This is a genomic window from Pseudomonas sp. F-14 TE3482 (assembly GCF_053629455.1).
Genome location: NZ_JBRJII010000001.1, coordinates 4,765,093 through 4,786,954 on the forward strand (window position 1 = coordinate 4,765,093; position 21,862 = coordinate 4,786,954).

A 21,862-nucleotide genomic window follows, 5' to 3' on the forward strand; every position below is an offset into this window, starting at 1 on the left:
CAAACGAGTACTGGTTATGCGTACAGATACCAGCTATGCCCCACCCGGTGCAAACGGAAAAGGATCAGTGGCGACGCTATCCGACAATTTTCGGGTGACCATCGAACTTTCTGCCATTCCATCGCACCAACCGCGTTAGAGGCACAGTGACGATGGACCTCAAGCGAGGCGTTCGCGCTGTTTTTATTGAGTAAGGAGAGGTGTGTATGAAGATCAAGACTCTGGGTTTGCCCTTGGCGGTAGCGGCCTTTCTGGCCCTGGCCGGTTGCTCGACGCCAACGGTTGTTACCCTGCAGAACGGCACTCAGTATTTGACCAAGGACATGCCGAATACCAAGACCGAGGACGGTTTCTTTGAGTTTGAAGATATTTCCGGGGCGAAGGTGAAAGTCCGGGCCGATGACGTGGCCACGGTTCGCAAGGAAGACTGATCTTCTGAACGGGCTAAACGACGAATATCCTGTGGGAGCGTGGCTTGCCCGCGAAAAATTCATCGCGGTTTGTCAGGTATTACGCGTCATCGTTCTTCGCGGGCAAGCCACGCTCCCACAGGTTCTTCGTCGCTCAAACTTCCCGGCGGACGCAGTCTTTGATCAGAGATATTTGAGAATCGCGATGTCGCGACGGCGCTGTTTGAGGTTGGCGAACCAGCGCGTCGGGAAGAACAGCAACACCCCGAGGATCACGCTCCATAGCCAAACCATAGGCAGGTTGTCGAAGCCGTAATAAGTGCCCTGATTGGTGCCCCAGATCGCGACGGCCATCAAGTACATCGCCTTGAGCACGTACAGGTGCAGTAAATAGAAGAACATCGGCGCACCGCCGTAGATCGCCAAGGTCGCGGTGGACCAGCGATCCTGAGCTTTCTCGAACAACGCCAAAAGAATCAATCCCAGACCAAGCGTCGGCATCAGGAACATCAGCGATGGCGGGTACTTCTTCGCGCTCAGGAAACTCATGAACGCGCGCAGCGACTCACCGGTTTGCACCCAAGGCTTCTCGCCATAAACATTCAAGTAGCGGATGAACACGAAGGCCACCAGCAGGCCGCAGCCGACTTTCAGCAACCGCGAAATCCGCTCCGCCGGTTCCATGTCCTTGCCGAACCATGGCCCGATGGCCCAGCCCAGCAGAATCACCCCGATCCACGGCAACACCGGATACGTGGTGCGAGCCCGGGTGAACTCGGTGATGTCGATGAACACTCGCTGATGCAGGATCGACCACGGCACGTAGAACGGCGACTCCGGCCCCACGGTCACGCCATCGAGCAAGTTGTGCCCGGCGACAATCGCCACCCCGAGCACGATCAGCCAACCGCGCTTGAAGTGCAGCAACCCGGCGAGCACGATCATGCAGATGCCGATGCACCAGATCACTTGCAACCACAACGTCTTGGGCGGGAACTCGGCGTTCCACGCAAAGCAGACGAATGTGAGCTCCAGGAAGACCAGGAACAGCCCGCGCTTGAGCAGGAACACCGACGTCTCGTTGGCCGTATGTTTCTGGCTGTAGAGCCAGGCCGACAAACCGGTGAGGAAGATGAACACCGGGGCGCAGAGGGTGCTCAGCAGTCGGGTGAAGAACAGGTCCGGGGTCACGCTCAAGGCGTCGATCGGGTCGGTCACCTGGCGGTGCAGCAAAAAGGTTTCCCGCACATGGTCGACCAGCATGCAGAGCATGACAAAGCCGCGCAGGGCATCGATGGCGAGCATCCGGGTGTTGGTTTTTGCAGCGCTGCAAGCAAGCGCAGAAGAAACACTTCCCGCCTGCCCCGCCACGCTTGTGGATAGGGTCATATCAGTCACTCATGTCGTGGTCAGTGGGCTCAGCCCTGTTGCTTCAGCCTGGTAACGCCCGTTGCGGTTATTGCTCAGTGAATCCCTGGAATGCTGTTATCGCAGGAAAAGGACTGCCCTCCTTTCAGCATCAGTCGTTCCTGCATCCGCTGGCAACGCTCCCGTTCCTGCTGCATCGAACGATCGATACTGATATTGCCGGTTTTCTCCGGTTGTTTACCGTCGCCCAGGCGCACTGTCACCCAGGGCTGTTCCGGCTGGATTTGAAAGCGGGTTTTTTCTTCGATGGGTTTGGCGGTTTCGATCGCGGCCGGTTCTGGCAGTTGATCGGAGGTGACCCCGTAACGGGTCAGAATCGAGCTTTGAGGCAGTTCTGCGGCGGCGGTTGCCGATATAAAGGCCAGCGCCAGCCCGAAGGTGTACCTCTTGCTGTTACTCACGTTGCAAAATCTCCTGTACTCAAGGGCGGCATGCAGCTCATGCGTTATAGTATAACGTGCATGTGGGCTGATTGTTTAGTGCCAGATTTCTGTTGGTGCAGGTATTGAAGTTCGAGAGTGACCGGTGGGTCACTTAGACAGGCAGGTTTACCGCGTTATCGTTCATCGCGGGCAAGCCCGCTCCCACAGGGATTTGATGCGGACACAGATTTTGTGAACATCACCAACCACTGTGGGAGCGGGCTTGCCCGCGATAGGGCCCTGACAGGCGCCCTGCTACCCTCAGGCGATCACAATCGCGCTACCGGCCAAACTGTCCAGCCCGACACCCACCAGAGTCACCGAATCACTGCCAAACGTCAGCAACGTATCCTGCCCCACCGCCGTGGCATGGGCCCGGTAGTCATCGTTCGGCGCAACGCCCTGAATGCCGAGGAACACCAGTTTGTCGTTGGCTTGATAACCCACCACCCGATCCTGGCCAAACGCGCCGCTGAACAGGAACGTATCGACCCCGCCACCCGACTCCATCAGGTCATTACCCGCCCCGCCGACAAACACGTCGTTGCCGGTGCTGCCGAGCAAATGGTCGTTGCCATCGAAGCCAAACATCCAGTCGCCGGTTGCGTGCGCATTGAGGGTGTCGGCGCCGGTCGTGCCCTTCACGCTTGAGGCGTACTGGGTCAGGTTGCTGCCGGTCACAAGGCCATTGCCGGTGACGCTGTGGGTCACGTCATCCTTGAACACCCCCCAGAGAAAACCCGGTTCCTTGGTGACGATGCTGCCGATGTCGCGAGTGATGCTGATGCCGCCATTGGCGTCGCGCACGTACAGGTTGCCGGCACCGTCATTGGCGAAGACAAAGTTCTTCACTGACTCCTGCAGGTCCAGCACGTTGCTGCCCTTGCCGCCCAACAGGATGTTGTAGCCACCGCCATCGCGGAAGGTGTCGTTGCCGTCGCGGCCTTCCAGGTAGTCGTTACCCTTGCCGCCCTGGATCAGGTCATTGCCGTCGCTGCCGATGATGAAGGTGCTGCCTTTGTGGGTTTCGGCGTTGCGGTTCAAGTCCTGGACCCAGGTGTTGCTGCGAGCCGGGTCCGAGAGGTTGGCGACGATGATGGTCGAGTCTTTGCTGGTCAGGTCGTAGAACTGCGACTCCAGCACGCGGGTCATGCCGTCGCCGTAACCGGTTGGCAAGTGCGAGATCCAGGTGGGGATGTTGAGGATGGAATACGGCAGCACGTTCCACGCCGTCGAGGCGTAGTGGTCGTTGAAGCTGACGATGTTATCGGTCGTCGAATCCTTGGCGGCATCGTGCACGCCTACCGAGGACAGGTTGAACGACGAGCCATCGAGGGCGCGGAACACCGGGTCGTTTTCATAACCGATGTTCAGCACTTTGTCGCTGCTGCTTTGGGTCGGCGAGGCGTAGGCGATGTAGTTGGAATCCTGGTAAAAACCGGACCACTTATCGCTGCTCAAGTCCGCCAGGCTATTGACCGCCAACCCTCCGAGGCTGTGGCCGCTGACCAGCACGTCCTTGCCCGAAAGCCCATTGGCCTGGGCAAACGCTGCAACGTCACTGAGCAGATTGCCGAAAGCTTCGCCTGCGTAGTTTTTCGCGTAATCCTTGGGACCCAGCGCCGCCAGCAGATCGTTGATCACGTCACCGATGGAGTCGCCGATCTGGATTTCCCGCGGGCCACTGGTACCGCGAAAAGCGATACCGATTTCGGTGAGATGACCCTGGGCGTCGTACTTGCCGAGGATCTCCACTTGGGCGCTGGTGTAACCGTCCTTCTCGCCGAAGAAGGTTCCGCGAGCGTCGGTCTTGCCGTCATAGCCCAATTGCGCGGCGGTGATCGGCGTCCAGCCGGCTTTTTGCACGGCTTCGAGAGCAGCCTTTTCCGAATCGGGGTTCCAGGGAATGCCGGGAATGACGCCCTGGGAATCGGTCCCGCCGATCAGTGCGGTGACCAGGGTTGCCGGCAAACCCAGGCCGAAGCCGTTTTGCTGGTAACCGGTGGCGAAACCGTTGTCGAGGTTGTGATAGGAATACAGCGTGATCGCCATGGCGTCGCTGAACAACGCCTTGGAGTCTGCTGTACCGAAGTTTTTGTAGTCGTACACACCCATTGGTATTGCCTCTCTCTTTGTTGGAATTGTCAGAGATAGCTCACAACCAGGACGCCTCACTGACGAGGCGCCCCGGAGCCATTAGTGCATGCAGCCTTTACGCGAAGGTAATTCCCGAAGCCGAGAGATTATCCAGACCCACGCCCACCAGCGTTACGGCGTAATCGCCAATCTTGAGCACAGTGTCGTTGCCAGCCTGGGTCGCGTGCTGGGCGTAGTCATAACCCTGCCCCGCGCCCTGGACGCCCATGAACACCAGTTTGTCGCTGCCCTGGTAACCATTGATCGCGTCGAAGCCGAAGGCACCGCTGAACAGGAAGGTGTTGTTGCCGCCCCCCGAGGCCTGCATCACGTCATTGCCCGCGCCACCGACGAAGGTCACGTGGCTCTTGTCGCTACGCAGCAGATCGTCGCCGGCGTTGCCGAACAGCCAATCGCCATCCAGCGTCGCCGCCAGCGTGTTGCTGTAGCCATCGCCGTTGAGCGAGTGGTTGTGGTGGGTCAGTTCCGTGCCATTAAGCAAGCCATTGGCGGTGACGTTGTAGGTCACCTCCTTGCTGCCCCACCACGAACCCGACTCCTTGCTCACCAGCGCGCCAATGTCGCGGGTCATGCTGATGCCACCGTAGGCGTCGCGCACATACAGCGTGCCGTCGCCGTCATTGGCAAAGCTGAAGTTCTGCAACGGTTTCTGCAGCTCGAAGGTGTTGCTGCCCTTGCCACCCAGCAGCAGGTTGTAGCCACCGTCATCGCGGAACCGGTCGTTACCGTCTCGGCCTTCGATGAAGTCATTGCCGGCGCCGCCCTTGAGCCAGTCATTGCTGTCGGTGCCGATGATGAAGGTGCTGCCGGTGTGCGGCTCGCCGCTGCGGCCCAGGTCTTCGACCCAGGTGCTGCCTCGGGACGATTCCGGCAGGTTGGACACGATCAGCGTCGAGTCCTTGTCGGTGAGGTCGTAGAAGCGCGAGTCGATCACCCGGTTCAAGCCGTCGGCATAGCCCAACGAACCGTGGGCCGACCAGTTCAGCGGATTGAGAATGCTGAACGGCACCAGGTTCTGCGCGGTGGAAGCGTACTGGTCATTGAAGTTGACGATGTTGTTGGTCGCCGACTCCTGATGACCGTCGTGCTTGCCCAGCGAGCCACTGCTAAACGTCGTGCCGTCGAGCACTCGAAACACCGGGTCATTCTCATAGCCGATGTTCAGCACGTTGTTGCCGGTGGCGCTTTGGGTCGGCGAGGCGAAGGCGATGTAGTTGGCGTCCTTGAAGAAACCGCCCCAGTTATTGCCGCTCAGCTCCGCGAGGCTGTTGACCCCCAACCCACCGAGGCTATGCCCGCTGACCAGCACGTCCTTGGCACTCAAGCCGTGGGCGATGGCGAACGCGGCAACACTTTTCAGCAATGTATCGAAGGCGTTTTTCGCGTAGTTCGTCGCGTAATCCACCGGGCCGACCGCGGCCAGCAGATTGTTTTTCATGTCGCCGAAGGTGTCGCTGTACCCCAGGCCGCCGGTGCCACGGAAGGCGATACCGATGCCGATCAGCTTGCCTGCCTCGTCGTATTTACCGAGCACTTCGGCTTCGGCGCTGGTGAAGCCGTCCTTCTCGCCATAGAAGGTGCCTTGAGCGCCGACGTTGCCCTGGTAGCCCAACGCTGCCGCGCCAATCGGCGCCCAAGCAGTCGCCGGCAGTGGCTGGCCGGTCGGCGTGTAGGCGTAGAGCGTCAGCGTGATCGCGTCGGAGTACAGCGCTTTGCCGGCCTCACTGCCGGCAGTTTTATAATCAAACAGTCCCATGTGCTTGCTTCCTTTGCGTCAAATCAGAACTGCCAGTCCAGGGTCAGGCCCACGCCGTGGTCTTTTTCCCGGGAGCCGAGCAGCCCGTTGTAATCCAGGCTCAAACGGGTATCGCTGCCCAGCGCCAATCCGGCACGGGCACCGACTACCGCGGCATCGCGGTCCATGGACACGCTTTGCACGCTGAACGCGGTGTTGCCATTGACGAAGGCCAAGTGGTCTTCGGAACGGGTGTTGCTCAGGTTGTGCTGCCAGCCGAGCGTGCCGGACAGTTCCAGCTGTTGCTGGTCGGACATCGCAATGGCTTTGCTCGCCCGCAAGCCAAGGGTCGAAAGCACCACGTCGCGGGTGTTTTCACCGCCCTTGAGTGCGGCGGCGTCACCTTTTTCGCTGAAGCTTTCAGTGTTCAAGTGCACGTAGGCCAGATTGACGAACGGCTCCAGAGCGATCGGTTGCAGATCCAGGCGATACGCCGCTTCGGTGAACAGTTGCGCGGAGGTCGCATCGCGTTTGGATTTCTGCTTGCCGCTGACACCGTTAAATTGCAGGTCACGTTTGACGTCGATGCGATGCCAGCTGTAAGCGCCACCGACGCTCAGGCGCAACGCGTCGATTTCATGGCCCAGGTACGCACCCAAGTGGTAGCTGTCGACCGAGGCCGACGAGTGCGTGCCATCGCCCATGCTCAACGAGCTGTCGCTATAACCGGTGACGAAACCCAGTCGGGTATCTTCAGTGATCAAGCCATCGACACCGGCCAGCAGCCCGCCAATGGAGCTGTTGGAACTGGCGTTGTCATGCCCGCCATCGCTCTTGCCCCAGGCACCGAGCACTTTGAGCCAGGCGTTGCTGCGGTCATCGGTGGGTGCGCCGGCGTCGAACAGATCACGCTCGCGCAGACGCTCGCCGACTGCATCGCGCAGGTAACGGCTGTCGTTGATCAGCAGCGTGCCGATTGCCGGATGAATCTCCCCCGAGAGTTGCTGGAACGCTTGTTGCGCGACAGCGGCAGTCGGCGACAGCAGCAGGGTTTCGTAGAGCGGATTGCCTGCGCCCAACTGCTCGGCGGCAGCGGCCACGGCGCGTTGGTTCGGGGTTTGGCCCACGCTGGTGAAGGAGGTCGCATTGCGCACCACCGCCAGTTGAATGCCGCCAGCCGAGTAGTCGAGGGTGCCGCCGAGGAACAGGTAATCCGGCACCACCGCACCGAAGCGCCCTTCGATCCCGCCGGCCGCTTGCAGAATGTTGTACTGATTGCCGAGCAGGGATTTCGCTTCGCTGGTGGTCAGCAATGTCGGGCTGTTTTCCAGAGACAGGCTGACGGTTGCGCCCTCGATGATCGCCTTGCCGCCGGCAATGATCTGGTCACTGCTGGTGGGCGACAGCTCTACGGCATAGGTCGAGCCAGGCTCGAAAGTCACGTCGCCCGCCACCTGCAAGGTACCGATGGAGTTGCCGGGCGCCACGGTACCGCCGCTTTTCGCGGTCAGCGCCGCGATGCTGCCGTTACCGCCGAGGATCCCGCTGTCATTGACGGTGACGGCTGACAGCAGCGAACCATTGATCGCCAATCGGCCCTGATTGACCAGGGTCGGGCCGGCGTAGGTGTTGGCACCGGTCAGCACCAGCGTGCCGATGCCCTGCTTGGTCAGGCCACCATGACCGGAAATGTCATTGCGCCAGACGTCGAGCCCGCAATGCACGTCATTGCACACACGCTCGGTGGGTTTGCCGGCGTCGATGATCGCGCCGATACCCGGCAAGTCCGCGACAAACTGGCTGGAGCCGTAGGCGCCGTCGATGCGAAATTCCTCGGGAATGTCCTGCTCGGTCACGAACATCGCCGGGCCATCGATGCCTTTGCGCAGGTTGATCATGCCCCAGCCGTACAGCGAGTCGACGCCGGGTGCGCCGAGGTCGGTGGCAGTGGTGCGCAGCACGCTGGCGACTTGCGCGCCGGTCATGTACGGGAAGCGTTCCATCAATACCGCCACCGCGCCTGCAACGTGCGGCGCCGCCATGGAGGTGCCGTTGTAATTGGCGTAGCCGGTGCTCAGGTCATCGGCATTGGTGCCGCTGATAATCGAGCTGTAGATGCGGCTGCCCGGTGCCGACACGCAGAAACTCGCGGTGTAGCCGCAGCGTGACGAAAACGTACTGATGTTGTAAGGGTCGGGACTGCTGGTGTCCGGATTCCTCTGCAACGCGGCGACGGTCATCCAGTTCGGCGCGATCTCCGGGACGAAGTAGCCGAGGCCGGCGATGGCGTCCGGGTTGTTGAGGTTGTAGTCGTTGCCGGCGGCGAAGATCGTCACGATGCCACTGCGGGCCGCCGCGATGGCGCCGTCGTAGGCACCACCGGGTTTAGTCCCGAGCAAGGTCTGGATCTCGTTGAACTGCAGTTGCGCGTCCTGCACGGTGAAGTGCGGGTATGCCGGGTCCCGACCACCGAGGTCGAAGCGATCCGTGATGCCGATGCCCCAGCTGTTGTTGATGATTCGCGCGCCGCTGGCGATCAGGGCATCCCAACCGGCCTTGTACACCGCGCCGTCGTTGCCGCGAATGATGCCGTCTTCCGGGCCCGGGTCACCGTTGTCGGCGCTGATGATTTGCGCACCAAAGGCGACGCCGTGCATTGGGCCGCCATCGCGACTGCCCGCGGCGATCCCGCCAACGTGAGTGCCGTGGGCACCGAGTTTGCCGTTGGAGCCCACCGAGGGCGAACCGTCATACAGAAAGGCATCCCCGGCTTTGACCGGAATGTACGGGTCGGTGTATTCGCGGATGCCGCTGGTGACCAGCGTGATCACCTTGTTGGCCCCGGAAAACTCCGGGTGCAAGGCGTAGACCGGTTGATCGAAAATCCCCAGCTTCACGCCTTTGCCGGTGTAACCGGCGGCATAGGCCTCCTGAGCATTGATCGCCCCCAGGCCCCAGTCGGCATTGAACTCCGTGCTGCGCCAGCTATCGGGATCGCCTGTCCTGCCGTTTTCCACGTAGGGCGCCGCGTGTGCGGTGCCCAGGGTGGCCAATGCGCAGAGCAAGGCAAGGTTGATGGTTTTTAAAGTAGCAAACGTGCTGCCCGACCGAGCGGGCGAATTGTTGTTTTCAGCTCTCATCCAGCGACCATCCTTAGTTATGTTGCCAAAATCCTTGTGCCTCAAGGCCAGCCCAATCCTGCCAATCAAGACGCGGAACCTGTGGGAGCGGGCTTGCCCGCGAAGGCGGTGTGCCAGACAACCTTAATGTCGACTGATACGCCCTCTTCGCGGGCAAGCCCGCTCCCACAGGGAATGCGGTTAACTCACGAAGATCAGGCCCTCTCTCCACAACCAGTGTTTACTGCGTTAGAACTGCCAATTGAGACTCAGCCCGACGCCGTGGCTCTTCTCGCGGCTGGCCAGTTGGCCGGTGTAATCGAGGTTCAACCGAACATCCCGGCTCAAGGCCAGGCTGGCATGGGCGCCCACCAGCGCTGCATCGCGAACCAGTGGCGAGCTTTGCACCACGAACGGAGTGCCACCGCTGGCGAACGCCAGGTGTTCCTCGGAATCGGTGTGGCTCAGGTTGTGCTGCCAACCGAGGCTGCCGCTCAGGTCCAGTTGTTGCTGGCCGGACAGCGTTACTGTTTTCAGTGCGCGTACACCCAGGGTGCTGAGTACCGCGTCACGCCGGTCGCCACTGCTTTTGAGCGCGGCGGCGTCTCCTTTCTCGGTGAAGCCCTCGGTGTCGAGGTGTACGTAAGCCAGATTGGCGAACGGCTCCAAGGCCAGTGCGCGAAGGTTCAGGCGATACGCTGCCTCACTGAACACCTGAGTAGTCGCGGCATCGACCTTGGTTTTCTGTTTGGCACTGACGTCGCCGTATTGCAGGTCACGTTTGATGTCGGCCCGATGCCAGCTGTAGGCACCACCGGCACTCAGACGCCAGGCGCCCATTTCGTGGCCGGCATAGGCGCCCAGGTGATAGCTATCGACTTGTGCTGATGAATGAGTTCCGGAGCCCATGCTGACCGAGCTGTCGCTGTAACCGGCGACCAGGCCGACACGGGTTTCGTCGTCCACTGCGCCATCGACACCCGCCAGCAAACCGCCAATCGAGGTGGTGTAGTCGGCGGTATCGTGACTGTCATCGGTCTTGCCCCAGGCGCCCAATGCCTTGATCCAGCCGTTGTTTCGGGAACTGTTGGCGTTGTTGAGACGCTCACCCACTGCGTCGCGCAGATAACGGCTGTCATTGATAAACACCGCGCCCAGCGCCGGGTAGATTTCCCCCGACAACTGCTGGAAGGCCTGTTGCGCCGAACTCGCGGTCGGCGACAGCAGCAGGCTTTCGTAGACGGCGTTACCCGCGCCAAGCCCTTCCACAACCGTCGCGACGGAACGCTGATTCGGCGTTTGGCCGACGCTGGCGAAGGTCGTGGCGTTGCGCTCAATACTCAGCTGAATACCAGTCGCGGCGTAATCGAGGCTGCCGCCGATGAACAGATAATTGGGCAGCACCGCGCCGAACTGGCCTTCAATGCCGCCGGCCGCTTGCAGGATGTTGTACTGATGGCCCAGCAGGCTTTGCACTTGTTGGGTGCTGAGCAAGGTCGGGCTGTTTTCCAGGGATAGGCTCACGGTGGCGCCGCTGATCGTGGCCGTACCGCCGGCAATAATCTGGTCGCTGCGGGTGGGTGACAGTTCGACGGCATAAGTCGAACCCGCTGCAAACGTCACATCGCCGCTGACGTGCAACGTACCGATGGAATTACCGGGCGCCACGGTGCCGCCGGCATTGGCGGTCAACGCAGCGATTCGTCCGTTACCGCCGAGGGTGCCGCTGTCATTGACGGTCACCGCCGACGTCAGCGAGCCGTTCACGGCCAGAAGCCCGCCGTTGACCGTGGTCGGGCCGCGGTAAGTGTTGTCGCCCGTGAGCATCAACCGTCCGGCACCGGACTTGATCAGGCTGCCTTCGTAGATTCGATTGGCGGCGGCGGAATCGCGAGCTGTGCCCACCGCGTAATCGGTTTGATCCTGCTGACTGGCGCCGGCCGCGATGCCGTTCTCCCAGCCCTTGTCCTTCAACGTTTGTTGCCAGGCGCTGCGTTCGGCGGTGTCTTCGGCTTGACGCTGAATCAACGCCTTGTCGGTAATGCCGTTGCTCCAGACATCGCTTTGCCCTGCCCCCAGATTGGCGTCGAACGACCCGAGCAATTGCCCCGGCCCGCGCATCGCCCGTTCGAGGTTGGCCACACCCCAACCGATGCGCGTACTCGGTGCCTCGGTGATCGAGCCGTCGAGCTGGGTTGCGGTGGTCAGCAACACTTCCAGCGCCTGCTGATTGTTCATGTACGGATAGCGTTCCATCACCAGCGCCAATGCCCCGGTGGCATGCGGCGCGGCCATGGAGGTGCCGGACTTGATCGCGTAACCGCCGCCGGGAATGGTGCTGTCGACCTTCGCGCCCGGCGTGGTGATACACCAATACTTGGCGATCCCGCACTGGTTGTATTTCTGCTGGTTGCTTTGATCCAGCCCCGACACGGCCAGCCAGTGGCCCTCCAGGTCTGGCTGAAAATACGGCAAGGCCGAACGCACGCTGGCATTCGGGTAGCCGCTGTTGCCGGCGCTGAACACGTTGATCACGCCGCGCCGCGAAACGTCGGCGGCGGCATCGAGCCAGGTGCCTTTGTTCCAGTGTTGGGCGTAGGCGGCATGCAGGTCGTCGAGGGTTCGGTAGCTGACGTCTGGCGGCTGGCTGCCCCAGCTGTTGTTGATCGCGCGGACACCGGCATCCGCCAGGGCGTTATAGACCGCGTTGAAGTAGCGCGGATCGGGATTGGGGCCGAACAGGAAACTGTCGTTCTTGTTGGTGTTGCCGACGTAGATTTGCGCGTTGTACGCCACGCCGTGCATGCCGGTGCCATCCCGGGAAGCGCCCATGGTGCCGGTGACGTGGGTGCCGTGGGAGTCGTTGTTGGTGTTGAGCGTGCCGTCGACGTTGAATGCTGAGCCGTCGACATAGCTGCCGCTGGCCGTCACCGCGTGATAACGGTCTGCGGCAAATTCGGGATGGCTGGAATCGAAACCGGAATCCAGCGCGCCGATTTTCACGCCCTTGCCGGTGATGCCGGCGGCATAGGCTTGATCGGCCTGCATGCGCGCCAGGCCCCAATCGCGCTGGAACTCTGTCGAGCGCCAACTGGCTGCGTCGCCGGGTTTGCCGGTTTCCAGATAAAGCGCCTGGGCTGGGCCTGGTACTGATGAAATCAGGAGCAATAGCGTGCCGACCGACATCGGCTTGATCTGTACGTCCATGTGCATGACATCTCGCTTTCTTGGCGTTTTTAGAGTTGTAGTCCCCAGTCCAGGGGCGGCGTTGCTCTGTTTCTGTGGCGAGGGAGCTTGCTCCCGTTCGGTTGCGCAGCAACCGCCATTGGGCCTGCTTCGCAGTCCAACGGGAGCAAGCTCCCTCGCCACAATGTTTTCTATGCGCTACTGAGCTTTCGGTCCCTGGCCGAAGGCCTCATCCACCTTGGCCAGGTCCTGGTCGCTCAAGGTTCCGGCGTAGTAATGCAACTTGGTCCAGGCCATCAAATAGTCGTAGCGCGCCTGGGCCAGATCCCGGCGGGTGGTAAACAGTTGTTGTTCGGCGTTCAGCGCATCGAGGTTGACCCGTTCGCCGCCCAAAATGCTTTGCTTGGTCGACACCACCAGCGCTTCGGCCGACACCAATGCCTTCTGATAAGCCCGCAATTTATTGACCCCCGACAGGCAGGCGCTGAACTGGCGGCGCAACTGGATCAAGGTTTCCCGGGTCTTGCCGTCCAGCTCGTACTCGGCCTGTTCCATGGTGCGGCTGGCCTGCCGGGTCGAGGCCGAGACCCCACCACCGGCATACAGCGGCACGTTGACTTCAATGCCAATGGTGTTGGTGTCGTAGCGCTGGTTGTAGGTGTTGCCGCTTTCCGATTCGTTCTGGCGCACCGAGGCGTAGGCGCTGACTTTTGGCAGGTGGCCGGCGCGGTTGCGTTCGACTTCGTAGCGCGCCACTTCCACCGCCTGACGCTGGGAGGCCAGGTTAGGGTTATTGGCCACCGCCATCTCGTGCCAGGTGTCGTAATTGGCCGGTTGCAGGGTGAAGGTCTGGAAGTTCTGATCCAGTGGCGTCAGGTCGGCAATGTCGATGGCCGGCACGCCAATCAGTGCGCCCAGTTCGCGCAGGGCCGCATCCTGTTCGTCACGCGCCTCGATTTCCTCGGCGGTCGCCAGTTCATAACGTGACTCGGCTTCGAGGATATCGGTGCGCGTGCCTTCGCCTTGGCGGAACATCTGCTCGTTCTGCTGAAACTGCTCTTCGAAAGCTTTTTTCTTGGCCCGTGCAATGTCGATCTGATCCTGAGCGAACAGCGCCTTGGTGTAATTCTCCAGAACGCGAACCAGCAGTTCCTGGCTCTTGCCGCGAAAGTTTTCGTCAGCGAACAGCGATTGCGCTACGCCTTTGCGGTACGCCGCATAAGCCTCGTAATCGAGCAGCGGCTGTTGCAGGGTCAAGGTCGAGCCGTAACTGCTGTAGTTGCGGTCCTCGGTGAAGTCTGGTCTCCCCTCATTAATTTGAGTGACCTTGGAGGTGTTACGCCCCTTGTTGTAGTTGTAACCGATCCTGGGTAGCAGCCCGGCGCGGCCGATGGCGCGGTTTTCAAGGCCCGCGTCACGCTCCTTGATGGCGCCGAGAAACACCGGATCATTGCGTAACGCTTGCTCATAAATGTCGAACGGCCCCATGGCCATCGCACTGTTGCACGTCAGCAACGCCAGGGTCGCTGCGAGCAGGGAAAGCTTATTCATACAGCCGAACATCCTTATTCCTCGGTCAACGCGGAGCCTGCCCGGTCGAGCAGCGGTTTGAACAAATAGTTGAGGAGTGAACGTTCACCGGTACGCACGAACATTTCCGCCGGCATGCCGGGTTTGATCACCAGACCGTTGAGTTTTTCCATGGCCTGATCACTGACGCTGCTGCGCAGCACGTAGTACGGCACACCGGTTTTCTCATCGACCATCTGGTCGGCGGAGATCAGGCTGACTTCGCCGGGGACTCGCGGGGTACGGCTCTGGTTGAACGCGGTAAACAGAATGTCCACCGGCAAGTGCGTGCCGACCTTGTCGATCAGGTTGATCGGCAAGTGCCCTTCCACTTCCAGGCGGGCGCCTTGCGGGACGATCTCCAGCAGCGTGTCGCCCTGACGCACCACCGCGCCTTCGGTGTGAACCCCAAGGTTGACGGCGATGCCGTCGGCGGTGGCGATGATTTCGCTGTGTTGCAAGTCGAAGCCGGCGGAAGTCAGTTGCTCTTCCAGGGTCACGCTTTTGAGTTGCGCGTCGGCCAGTTGGCTGCGGACTTCCTTCTGGTATTCCTCGCTGTGCTGTTGCAGTTTCAGCCGGGACTCAAGGATGCCCTGCTCCACCCGGCCGCTTTCGCCGGTGTTTTCTGCCAGCTGTTGCTGCACTTGCGACAACTGACGCTGGTAATCCATCAAGCGGTTGCGCGGGATGTAGCCGTTGTCCGCCAAGGGCTGAAGATTGCTCAGCTGTTGTTGCAGGGAACTGGCCTGGGCCGTCAGGTCGGTGCGCGCACGGCGCATGCCGGCCAGTTGCGCGCTGGCGCCTTCGATGTTCGCGCGCAGGGCCGCTTGCTCACGGGAAAAGGCTTCGCGACGGCTGCTGAACAATTGCCGTTGGCCTTCAAGCACCAGGGCCAGACGCGGGTCAGGATCGTTGCTCAGCACGGCAGGGAAATTCACCTGCTTGAGGTTGTCCCGTTCACTCTGCCAGCGTGCCAGGCTGGCCCACGCCATGCGGTATTGCGCTTGCAGCGATTGCACGTCGGCCGCGACCTGGGTCTGGTCGAGGCGGAACAGCGGCTGGCCCTGCTTCACCACTTGGCCTTCGCGCACCAGAATCTGGCTGACCACACCGCTGCTCATCGATTGCACGGCTTTGCGCTTGCCCGAGACCACCACGGTCCCCTGCACCGGAATGCCTTGATCGAGCGGCGCGAGGCTCGCCCACGTGAAGAAACTGCCTGCGCCGACAATCGCCAGAATCCAGCCCATGCGGGCGAAGAAACGCGCGTCGCGCTCAGGGCGTTCAGCGATGTAGTCGTGTTCCATTGTCGCTTCGCTGTCGTCGTTCATGCGTGTGCTGCTCATACACCCGAATTCCTTGTCGTGGGCTGATACTGTCGGCTCATGCTGAGCCCGCCCGGTGCCTGCGCAGGTTTTTCACGTTGCTGTTCCTGGGCGCCTGACGGGTTACCGGCAAGCGCCTTGAGCACCTCCTGGCTTGGGCCGAAGGCCTGCAAGCGACCTTCGTTGAGCACCAGCAATTTGTCGGCCTGGGCCAGGGCCGAAGAGCGATGGGTAACCAGAATCACGCTGGTGCCCTGGGCTTTCATTTGCGCGATAGCGCCGGCCAATGCCGCTTCGCCGACGGTGTCGAGGTTGGAGTTCGGTTCATCCAGCACCACCAGGCTCGGATGGCCATACAGCGCTCGAGCCAGGGCCACACGTTGTTTCTGGCCGCCGGACAAACCGCTGCCGTCCTCGCCCAGCACGGTGTCGTAGCCTTGCGGCATGCGCAGAATCAGTTCATGAACGCCGGCCTGTTGCGCGGCTTCGACGACTTTTTGCGGATCCGCCTCACGGAATCGGGCGATGTTTTCAGCGATGCTGCCGCTGAACAATTCGATGTCCTGGGGCAGATAACCGATGTAAGGGCCGAGGTCGTCGCGGTTCCAGCGATGAATGTCCGCGCCATCGAGCCGCACCGTGCCGCCCAGCGTCGGCCAGACGCCGACCAGCACCCGGGCCAGGGTCGATTTACCGGAGCCGGAAGCCCCGAGCACACCCAGCACTTCCCCGGCGCCCAGGTTGAAATTGACCATGTGCAAGGTCGCGGCCCGTTGCCCGGGCGGGCCGGCGCTGACTTGTTCAAAGGTGATCTGGCCTTTCGGCGCCGGCAGCGCCATGGCCTCGTCAGACGGCGGGTAGGCTTGCAGCAAGGCGTCGAGACGGCGGTAAGCGAGTTTTGCGCCGCTCCACTGTTTCCATACAGCGATCAACTGATCGATGGGGCTCAGTACCCGGCCCATCAAGATGGAACCGGCGATCATCATCCCGGCGGTCATGTCACCCTGAATCACCAGCAAGGCGCCCAGCCCCAGCACCAGGGATTGCAGGCACAGGCGCAGGGTTTTACTCAGGGAGCTAATTACGGCGCCGGTGTCACTGGCCTGATTCTGCAAGCCGAGAAAACGCGAGTGCACCTGAAACCAGCGCTTGCGCAAGACACCGAGCATGCCCATGGCCTGAATGGTTTCGGCGTTATGCAGGTGACTGGTGGCCAGTTGGCTGGATCTTTGGGAAAACCCCGCGGCTTCGCCCAAGGGCTTTTTGGTCATGGCCTCGTTGAGGCAGGCCAGCCCGATCAGCAGTACCGCGCCCGCGGTGGCCAATACGCCGAGCCAGACGTTGAACAGAAAGATCACAAACAGATACACCGGAAACCACGGTGCGTCGAAGAAGGCAAACAGCGCCGGGCCGGTGACGAATTGGCGAATATGGGTCAAGTCGCCCAGGGATTGCCCCGCGTTGCCCTCGCCCTTGAACAGGTTGCGCTCGAAAGCGGCTTGATACACCCGCAGGTTGAAGCGGCGCTCCAGTTGGCTGCCGATACGGATGACAATGAAGCTGCGCACGATCTCCAGCAAACCGATAAAAGCGAAGAACCCGACCACCATCAACGACAACATTGCCAAGGTAGTTTCGTTTTGCGAAGACAGTACCCGGTCATAGACCTGCAGCATATAAATCGACGGGACCAACATCAGCACATTAATCAGTGCGGTAAAACACCCGACGCTGATCAGGATGCTCTTATAGTCGCCCAGTGCCTTGAATAACGGTGCGGTGGCCGGGCTCTTCGCCATCTTCATTGGTTTTTCCTGAGGTATTAATCCTCGCCTTACTTGACGAGGTTCCAATTAACTGTCCGCACATGGGTCGAGACATTCTTTTGCCGGTGATCGCTTACACACTAATAGCAACTCTTTGGGTTCTTCAAAGAATTCCTGTTATTGATCGGCTGCTTATAACGGCAATAACAAGCTTTATATTCAGCGCTTGGTGCCTGTCCGACATTTTTCACTTAATGCGCAGTGCGCTCGAGCGTAATGATCAGACCTGACTTCAAGGTGCTTTTATAAAGCCCCTCATGCTGTCGGCTGAAAAACACAATTCTTGAGCCTTCTTTACCGGTCACGGCAATGCCATCCGGTTCCGGGAACCAGCCAATCGCCGACTCGTTCAGCCAGGCGCCGAGGCAGTCGGCTCCCTCACCCAGGGTCTGGTTCAAATTGAGCTCGATCATGCAAACATTCGACGGTTTGTCCTGCAGCGCCTGGGACTCGGGCGAGTCTTGCGCGGTGTTCAAGGTAGCCCGCCATTTCCCGGCGAGTTCCGACGGGTCGGCTAATTTCAGACTGCTTGCCATGGCTACCTCTCCAAGAAACATCATCAGCGTCGCCAACAGCCACGCGGTTGCTTTGTAGGTAAAAGCGTTCTGGATCATAGGGCGTTTTACTCTGGGTTGTAGCCTTACTCATAACACTTGCCGTTCAAGGGACAGAGAGCGGCGCGTCAAGCGCTGCCCTCCTTTTTGCCTTGAATCAGGCCACGATGTCCGAGAACGCCGCCTGGCCAACGGTGCTGACCAGGAAGTCAGCCACGCCGTGCCCGGAGAAGTCCACCGACAACAGGCTGTTACCGCCCGAAGTGGTCAACACTGCATCGCCTGCCGCACCGGTGAACGAGTTCACGAAATGCAGGCCCGCGCCGTTAGTGATGCCGGTCAGGTCGATCTTGTCCAGGCCACTGACAAAATCGAGGATCTGGTCGACCGCACCTGGCTTGGAGTCGCTGCTGGCCGCGAACACAAAGGTGTCCGAACCCGAACCGCCCCACAGTTTGTCCGAACCGCCCGAGCCGAAGAGGATGTCGTTGCCGGCACCGCCCTTCAGTTCGTTGGCCACGCTGTTGCCGATCAGCAGGTCGCTACCCGAACCGCCAATCGCGTTTTCGACGGTGACGCCCTTGGCAATGGACACGTTGCCCACCATGCCGCCAACATCGGAGAACGAGGCTTCATTGAGGTTGATCTTCTGGTTTTGGGTAAAACCGGAGAAATCCAGGGTGTCCTTGCCGCCCGCATCCCAGACCGAGAACACGACTTTGTCCGACGACGAAGACGCGCTCAGGAAGTCGCGACCGGCGTTGGAGTTGAAGCCGTAGGTGGTATCACCGGTACGGGTGGTGGTATTGGCACCGTAGAGTTTCTGGATGGCGGCGATATCGTCCATCAGCGGGCCGGACGCATAGGCTTCCACACCACTTTTGCTGAAGTTCTGGTCGGTATTGCTCTCGCTCCAGTAACTCATGACGCTGTAACCGCGGGTGTCTTCGCCGTAGGTCGCGTCATTGTAAGTAGGTGCGCCTTCACCAGCGTTGTAGTCGCCAGGGTGAGCAAGGCCCAGGGTGTGACCAATTTCGTGGGTCAGGGTCTGACGGCCGTAGTTGTTGAGGTCCGGCGTCTTGTTGACGTTATAACCACCACCCGTCAGATACCACGAAGTACCGTCATAACCCGCACCGGTGCCAGGCAGGTAGGCGAATGCTGCGGCGCCATCCTGACCACCACTGTAGTTACCGAAGGTCATGTGACCGTCACCGCCGAAGGACTTCTCGGTGAAGGTGACATTGGCCACGTCGGCCCAGGATTGCATGGCGAGTGCGGCCTGTGCTTTCTGTTGCGCGCTGAACTGACTGAACCCGGTGATACCGTGCTTGTTCATGGTGCTCGACGAGGCCGAGGTCAGGAACGTGTAGGTGAGTTCGATTTTGCCGCTGCCGTCCTTGTCCTGGTAGGCAGCGCCGTCGCGCAGCAGCTGGGTAGCAGCCTCGTCGACGGAGAAGGAGGGTTTGCCATTGACCGTGAGATTGCCACCCCGATCATACTGATGGCTGAAACTATCGATCTGGTTGTAGGCGGAACTGGGTGCAGCCAGCGCTTGCAATGGCGCAAAGGCCTGTTCGGCAAGATCAATAGCGTTGTCTTTTACTTTCGACATAAACACACTTCCTTGTTTAGCAATGGAACAGTTTTTGTCCGATACGACAATCTCTGGCGAGATCGTCCTATCACTCGCCCAATGAAGGCGTATAAAAACTGACACAATTCGAAATCAAACGTCTACATTTTTTTTGACGTCAAATTGAGTGGTTCCGGCGAACTCCAGTAAACAGTGCGCGTGCTGTCGAAATATAGTTTGTAGTTGAAGATTTTGGCCAGATTGTCCGACAATCTGCTATCTAAATATTAAATATGAGTAAGTTGTTTTTCTGTAGATGAGTTCTCACTTTTTCGGATTTATTAGTATAAGTGCCAGTGGATTGCCATCAACTAAATTAAACGATCGGTTAGTTGTAGTTGTGGCCTGCCGTTGCCCCGCTCAGTGCATGAACCCTTCCATGAACCCCGCGACCCGGCTGGCCAGTTTGCGACGCCAGGGCGCGGTAGCCGGGTTAGCCAGGGTCCGGTCTTCGTGGACGAAGCTGCGGATGATCGCGTTGTAGCCCAACCAGCGGCAGGGCTCGGGCTCCCAGGCTTTGAGCGCGTCGAGACCACCCTGAGCAATGACCCACGGCTGGCGGACCAACTCGGTGTCGCGCTGAAGAATCAGGTCGGCCAGCGTTCGCCCGCCGAGGTTGCTGGCACCGACGCCCTCCCCGCCATAACCGCCGGACAAGGCGATGCCGCTGGCCTGATCGCAGAGCATGTGCGGCTTGAAGCGCCGGGACATACCCAGGTTGCCGCCCCAGGCATGGGTAATTCGGACGTTCTTGAGCTGCGGAAAAAGTTCGCTGAACAGGTAGCGACGCAACTCTATTTCGCTGGCGGTCAAGTCGAAGTCATGGCGCAACTTGCCTGCAAATTGATAGCCACCTCGGGCGCCAAATACCAAGCGGTTATCCGCCGTACGCTGGCCATAGGTGACTTGGCGACTGCTTTCGCTGAAAGCCTGACCGCGGCTGAGGCCGATTTCGTCCCAGGTCGCGGCGGACAACGGTTCGGTCGCCACCAGCAAACTCTGGACCGGCAACTGATAACGGTCCAACGGTGGCAATGTGGCCGCATACCCTTCTACCGCCGGCACGATCCAGCGGCTGCGAACCTGAGCCTTGGCCGTGCGCAAACTGCCTGACTGCCATTGAATGACCGGGCTGTTCTCATAGATGTTGACCCCCATGCGCCCCACCGTCCGTGCCAGACCTCGGACCAACTTTGCCGGGTGAATGGTTGCGACGTGCGGTGCATAGATACCGCCATAAGGTTTGGCAATTCTGATTTGTTGCGCCAATTGCTCGGGACTGAGCCAGCGGTAGTCGCTTTCGGTCAGCCCCTGGCGGTAGAGCGTGTCCAGATAATGGCGCAGGCTGGCTTCCTGCTCTGGATAGCGCGCAGCACAGTAAAGCACCCCGCCTTTGCGATAATCGCAGTCGATGCCTTCTCGTTCGATGACGATCTCTACTTCATCGGGGATGCCGTGCAGCAGTTCGAAAGAGGCGCGGCGCTGTTCGGCCGGTAAGTCGGCGAGCAAGCGATCTTCACCCAGCAGATTACCCATCAGCCAACCGCCGTTACGGCCCGAAGCACCAAAACCGGCGGTTTGGGCTTCGATGATGGCAATGTCCAGCTCCGGTGCCAGGCGCTTGAGGTAGTAGGCGGTCCAGAGCCCGGTGTACCCGGCGCCAATGATGGCCACGTCGACGTCCAGCTCCTGCTCCTGCTCCAGTGCCGGGCGTGCCAGCAATGGCTCCTCAAGTTGGTCCATCCACAAACTGATCGTGCGCCACGCCGACATGCAAGACTCCCCTGCTCAAAACTTCGATGGTGTCGATCCTGGGGCACGGGTCTATCCAGATCCCGGTGTTTCCAGCGCAGGTGGTAACGCATCAGTGGCCTGGTTTGCAACGGGCCATCATCGGCGTGCGTAAAAGACTCGACGAGAAAAAACCGAGCTTGCCGAAGTTCTCGCCAGGCTTCAATGGCCCCCGTGGAATGCCCCCGCCAACATTGGCCTTTCGCCACAAAATCGGTGTCTCGTGATCTGCGTCAAAAGAAAATGAACCAATCGCTAAACGGACTGAAAAAATCCACATGACTTTCACATCTGGATGCTACTTTTAAAGACAGTCACCGGTTGAGCCATTGAAGGTTCTTCCCTCCTAACATGAGCTAAAGGAAGCGCTCGATGATTAAGGTGGGCAACACATGAATAAAGGTTCCTTCAGCAAAGTCACTTTTCCAAATGCCTGCCAGCTGATGCGCTGGCATTTTCATCCCATGGGTTTCGAAGCGACCATGGATGCGCCGGGCAGTATGGTTGCGCGGCTGTTCGACCGCGCCAGTGGTGAAACCATGATCGCCATTGCCGGCATTCCTTGCGCAACGGTCATGAATGCGGCGGACGTAGAACGAATCATTGAAGCTGTGGAAGATGAGCTGGAGGCGTTCATTCCGCCGCAGGCTCTCAGGAGTTATGCCTGAACGACCAGCGCTTCACAAAACCTGTGGGAGCGGGCT

14 protein-coding genes and 1 pseudogene are annotated in these 21,862 nt (G+C 60.0%); 2 read left to right on the forward strand and 13 right to left on the reverse strand.

What is annotated here, in order from left to right; translation table 11 throughout:
- Positions 1 to 206 precede the first annotated feature (206 nt).
- Entirely contained in the window at positions 207 to 431 is a 225-nt protein-coding gene (locus AB7M26_RS21455; RefSeq protein ID WP_123494670.1) for a YgdI/YgdR family lipoprotein, read from the forward strand.
- A gap of 162 nt (positions 432 to 593) precedes the next feature.
- Here AB7M26_RS21455 and AB7M26_RS21460 read toward each other — a convergent pair whose 3' ends face one another.
- The 13 genes and pseudogenes from AB7M26_RS21460 to AB7M26_RS21520 all read right to left on the reverse strand — a co-directional run.
- Positions 594 to 1,799, reverse strand: a complete 1,206-nt coding sequence (locus AB7M26_RS21460) for a DUF1624 domain-containing protein (RefSeq protein WP_429386103.1) — start codon at positions 1,797 to 1,799, stop codon at positions 594 to 596.
- Positions 1,800 to 1,873: 74 nt separating this feature from the next.
- A complete protein-coding gene (locus AB7M26_RS21465) occupies positions 1,874 to 2,239 on the reverse strand; it encodes a hypothetical protein (RefSeq protein ID WP_123494668.1) in 366 nt (121 codons plus the stop codon).
- 282 nt (positions 2,240 to 2,521) lie between these two features.
- The gene (locus tag AB7M26_RS21470; protein ID WP_429386106.1) at positions 2,522 to 4,375 is read right to left on the reverse strand and encodes a polyurethane esterase; all 1,854 of its coding nucleotides are present in this window, start codon (positions 4,373 to 4,375) and stop codon (positions 2,522 to 2,524) included.
- 97 nt (positions 4,376 to 4,472) lie between these two features.
- Complete coding sequence (locus AB7M26_RS21475) at positions 4,473 to 6,173, reverse strand: polyurethane esterase (protein WP_429386109.1); 1,701 nt, start codon at positions 6,171 to 6,173, stop codon at positions 4,473 to 4,475.
- A 23-nt stretch (positions 6,174 to 6,196) separates the two neighbouring features.
- Complete coding sequence (locus AB7M26_RS21480; protein ID WP_429386112.1) at positions 6,197 to 9,292, reverse strand: autotransporter domain-containing protein; 3,096 nt, start codon at positions 9,290 to 9,292, stop codon at positions 6,197 to 6,199.
- Between the two features lie 228 nt (positions 9,293 to 9,520).
- The gene (eprS, locus tag AB7M26_RS21485) at positions 9,521 to 12,478 is read right to left on the reverse strand and encodes an autotransporter serine peptidase EprS (RefSeq protein ID WP_429388930.1); all 2,958 of its coding nucleotides are present in this window, start codon (positions 12,476 to 12,478) and stop codon (positions 9,521 to 9,523) included.
- 177 nt (positions 12,479 to 12,655) lie between these two features.
- Positions 12,656 to 14,020 carry a TolC family outer membrane protein gene (locus tag AB7M26_RS21490; RefSeq protein ID WP_429386115.1) on the reverse strand — a complete coding sequence of 455 codons (1,365 nt, stop codon included), beginning with the start codon at positions 14,018 to 14,020 and terminating at the stop codon, positions 12,656 to 12,658.
- Between the two features lie 2 nt (positions 14,021 to 14,022).
- Positions 14,023 to 15,372, reverse strand: a complete 1,350-nt coding sequence (locus AB7M26_RS21495; protein ID WP_123494662.1) for an HlyD family type I secretion periplasmic adaptor subunit — start codon at positions 15,370 to 15,372, stop codon at positions 14,023 to 14,025.
- Positions 15,369 to 17,156: a type I secretion system permease/ATPase gene (locus AB7M26_RS21500; protein ID WP_429386118.1), complete on the reverse strand. Its 1,788-nt coding sequence runs from the start codon at positions 17,154 to 17,156 to the stop codon at positions 15,369 to 15,371. The genes AB7M26_RS21495 and AB7M26_RS21500 overlap by 4 nt, the downstream gene beginning before the upstream one ends.
- 212 nt (positions 17,157 to 17,368) lie before the next feature.
- Positions 17,369 to 17,791 carry an AprI/Inh family metalloprotease inhibitor gene (locus tag AB7M26_RS21505; RefSeq protein ID WP_429386120.1) on the reverse strand — a complete coding sequence of 141 codons (423 nt, stop codon included), beginning with the start codon at positions 17,789 to 17,791 and terminating at the stop codon, positions 17,369 to 17,371.
- A gap of 97 nt (positions 17,792 to 17,888) precedes the next feature.
- Entirely contained in the window at positions 17,889 to 19,346 is a 1,458-nt protein-coding gene (locus tag AB7M26_RS21510) for a serralysin family metalloprotease (protein ID WP_123494659.1), read from the reverse strand.
- Between the two features lie 381 nt (positions 19,347 to 19,727).
- Complete coding sequence (locus AB7M26_RS21515) at positions 19,728 to 21,140, reverse strand: NAD(P)/FAD-dependent oxidoreductase (protein WP_429386124.1); 1,413 nt, start codon at positions 21,138 to 21,140, stop codon at positions 19,728 to 19,730.
- A 53-nt stretch (positions 21,141 to 21,193) separates the two neighbouring features.
- Positions 21,194 to 21,325: pseudogene (locus AB7M26_RS21520) on the reverse strand (DUF4440 domain-containing protein); the annotation flags it as partial.
- A gap of 225 nt (positions 21,326 to 21,550) precedes the next feature.
- Between AB7M26_RS21520 and AB7M26_RS21525 the strand changes: the two are divergent.
- Positions 21,551 to 21,826: a DUF1652 domain-containing protein gene (locus tag AB7M26_RS21525; protein WP_123494656.1), complete on the forward strand. Its 276-nt coding sequence runs from the start codon at positions 21,551 to 21,553 to the stop codon at positions 21,824 to 21,826.
- Positions 21,827 to 21,862: the final 36 nt, after the last annotated feature.

What these genes read in the sequence shown, in the direction of transcription:
- AB7M26_RS21455 (WP_123494670.1), top strand. Translation starts at nt 207, where the DNA reads ATGAAGATCAAGACTCTGGGTTTGCCCTTGGCGGTAGCGGCCTTTCTG.
- AB7M26_RS21460 (WP_429386103.1), bottom strand. Translation starts at nt 1,799, where the DNA reads ATGACCCTATCCACAAGCGTGGCGGGGCAGGCGGGAAGTGTTTCTTCT.
- AB7M26_RS21470 (WP_429386106.1), bottom strand. Translation starts at nt 4,375, where the DNA reads ATGGGTGTGTACGACTACAAAAACTTCGGTACAGCAGACTCCAAGGCG.
- AB7M26_RS21475 (WP_429386109.1), bottom strand. Translation starts at nt 6,173, where the DNA reads ATGGGACTGTTTGATTATAAAACTGCCGGCAGTGAGGCCGGCAAAGCG.
- AB7M26_RS21480 (WP_429386112.1), bottom strand. Translation starts at nt 9,292, where the DNA reads ATGAGAGCTGAAAACAACAATTCGCCCGCTCGGTCGGGCAGCACGTTT.
- eprS (WP_429388930.1), bottom strand. Translation starts at nt 12,478, where the DNA reads ATGGACGTACAGATCAAGCCGATGTCGGTCGGCACGCTATTGCTCCTG.
- AB7M26_RS21490 (WP_429386115.1), bottom strand. Translation starts at nt 14,020, where the DNA reads ATGTTCGGCTGTATGAATAAGCTTTCCCTGCTCGCAGCGACCCTGGCG.
- AB7M26_RS21495 (WP_123494662.1), bottom strand. Translation starts at nt 15,372, where the DNA reads ATGAGCAGCACACGCATGAACGACGACAGCGAAGCGACAATGGAACAC.
- AB7M26_RS21500 (WP_429386118.1), bottom strand. Translation starts at nt 17,156, where the DNA reads ATGAAGATGGCGAAGAGCCCGGCCACCGCACCGTTATTCAAGGCACTG.
- AB7M26_RS21505 (WP_429386120.1), bottom strand. Translation starts at nt 17,791, where the DNA reads ATGATCCAGAACGCTTTTACCTACAAAGCAACCGCGTGGCTGTTGGCG.
- AB7M26_RS21510 (WP_123494659.1), bottom strand. Translation starts at nt 19,346, where the DNA reads ATGTCGAAAGTAAAAGACAACGCTATTGATCTTGCCGAACAGGCCTTT.
- AB7M26_RS21515 (WP_429386124.1), bottom strand. Translation starts at nt 21,140, where the DNA reads ATGTCGGCGTGGCGCACGATCAGTTTGTGGATGGACCAACTTGAGGAG.
- AB7M26_RS21525 (WP_123494656.1), top strand. Translation starts at nt 21,551, where the DNA reads ATGAATAAAGGTTCCTTCAGCAAAGTCACTTTTCCAAATGCCTGCCAG.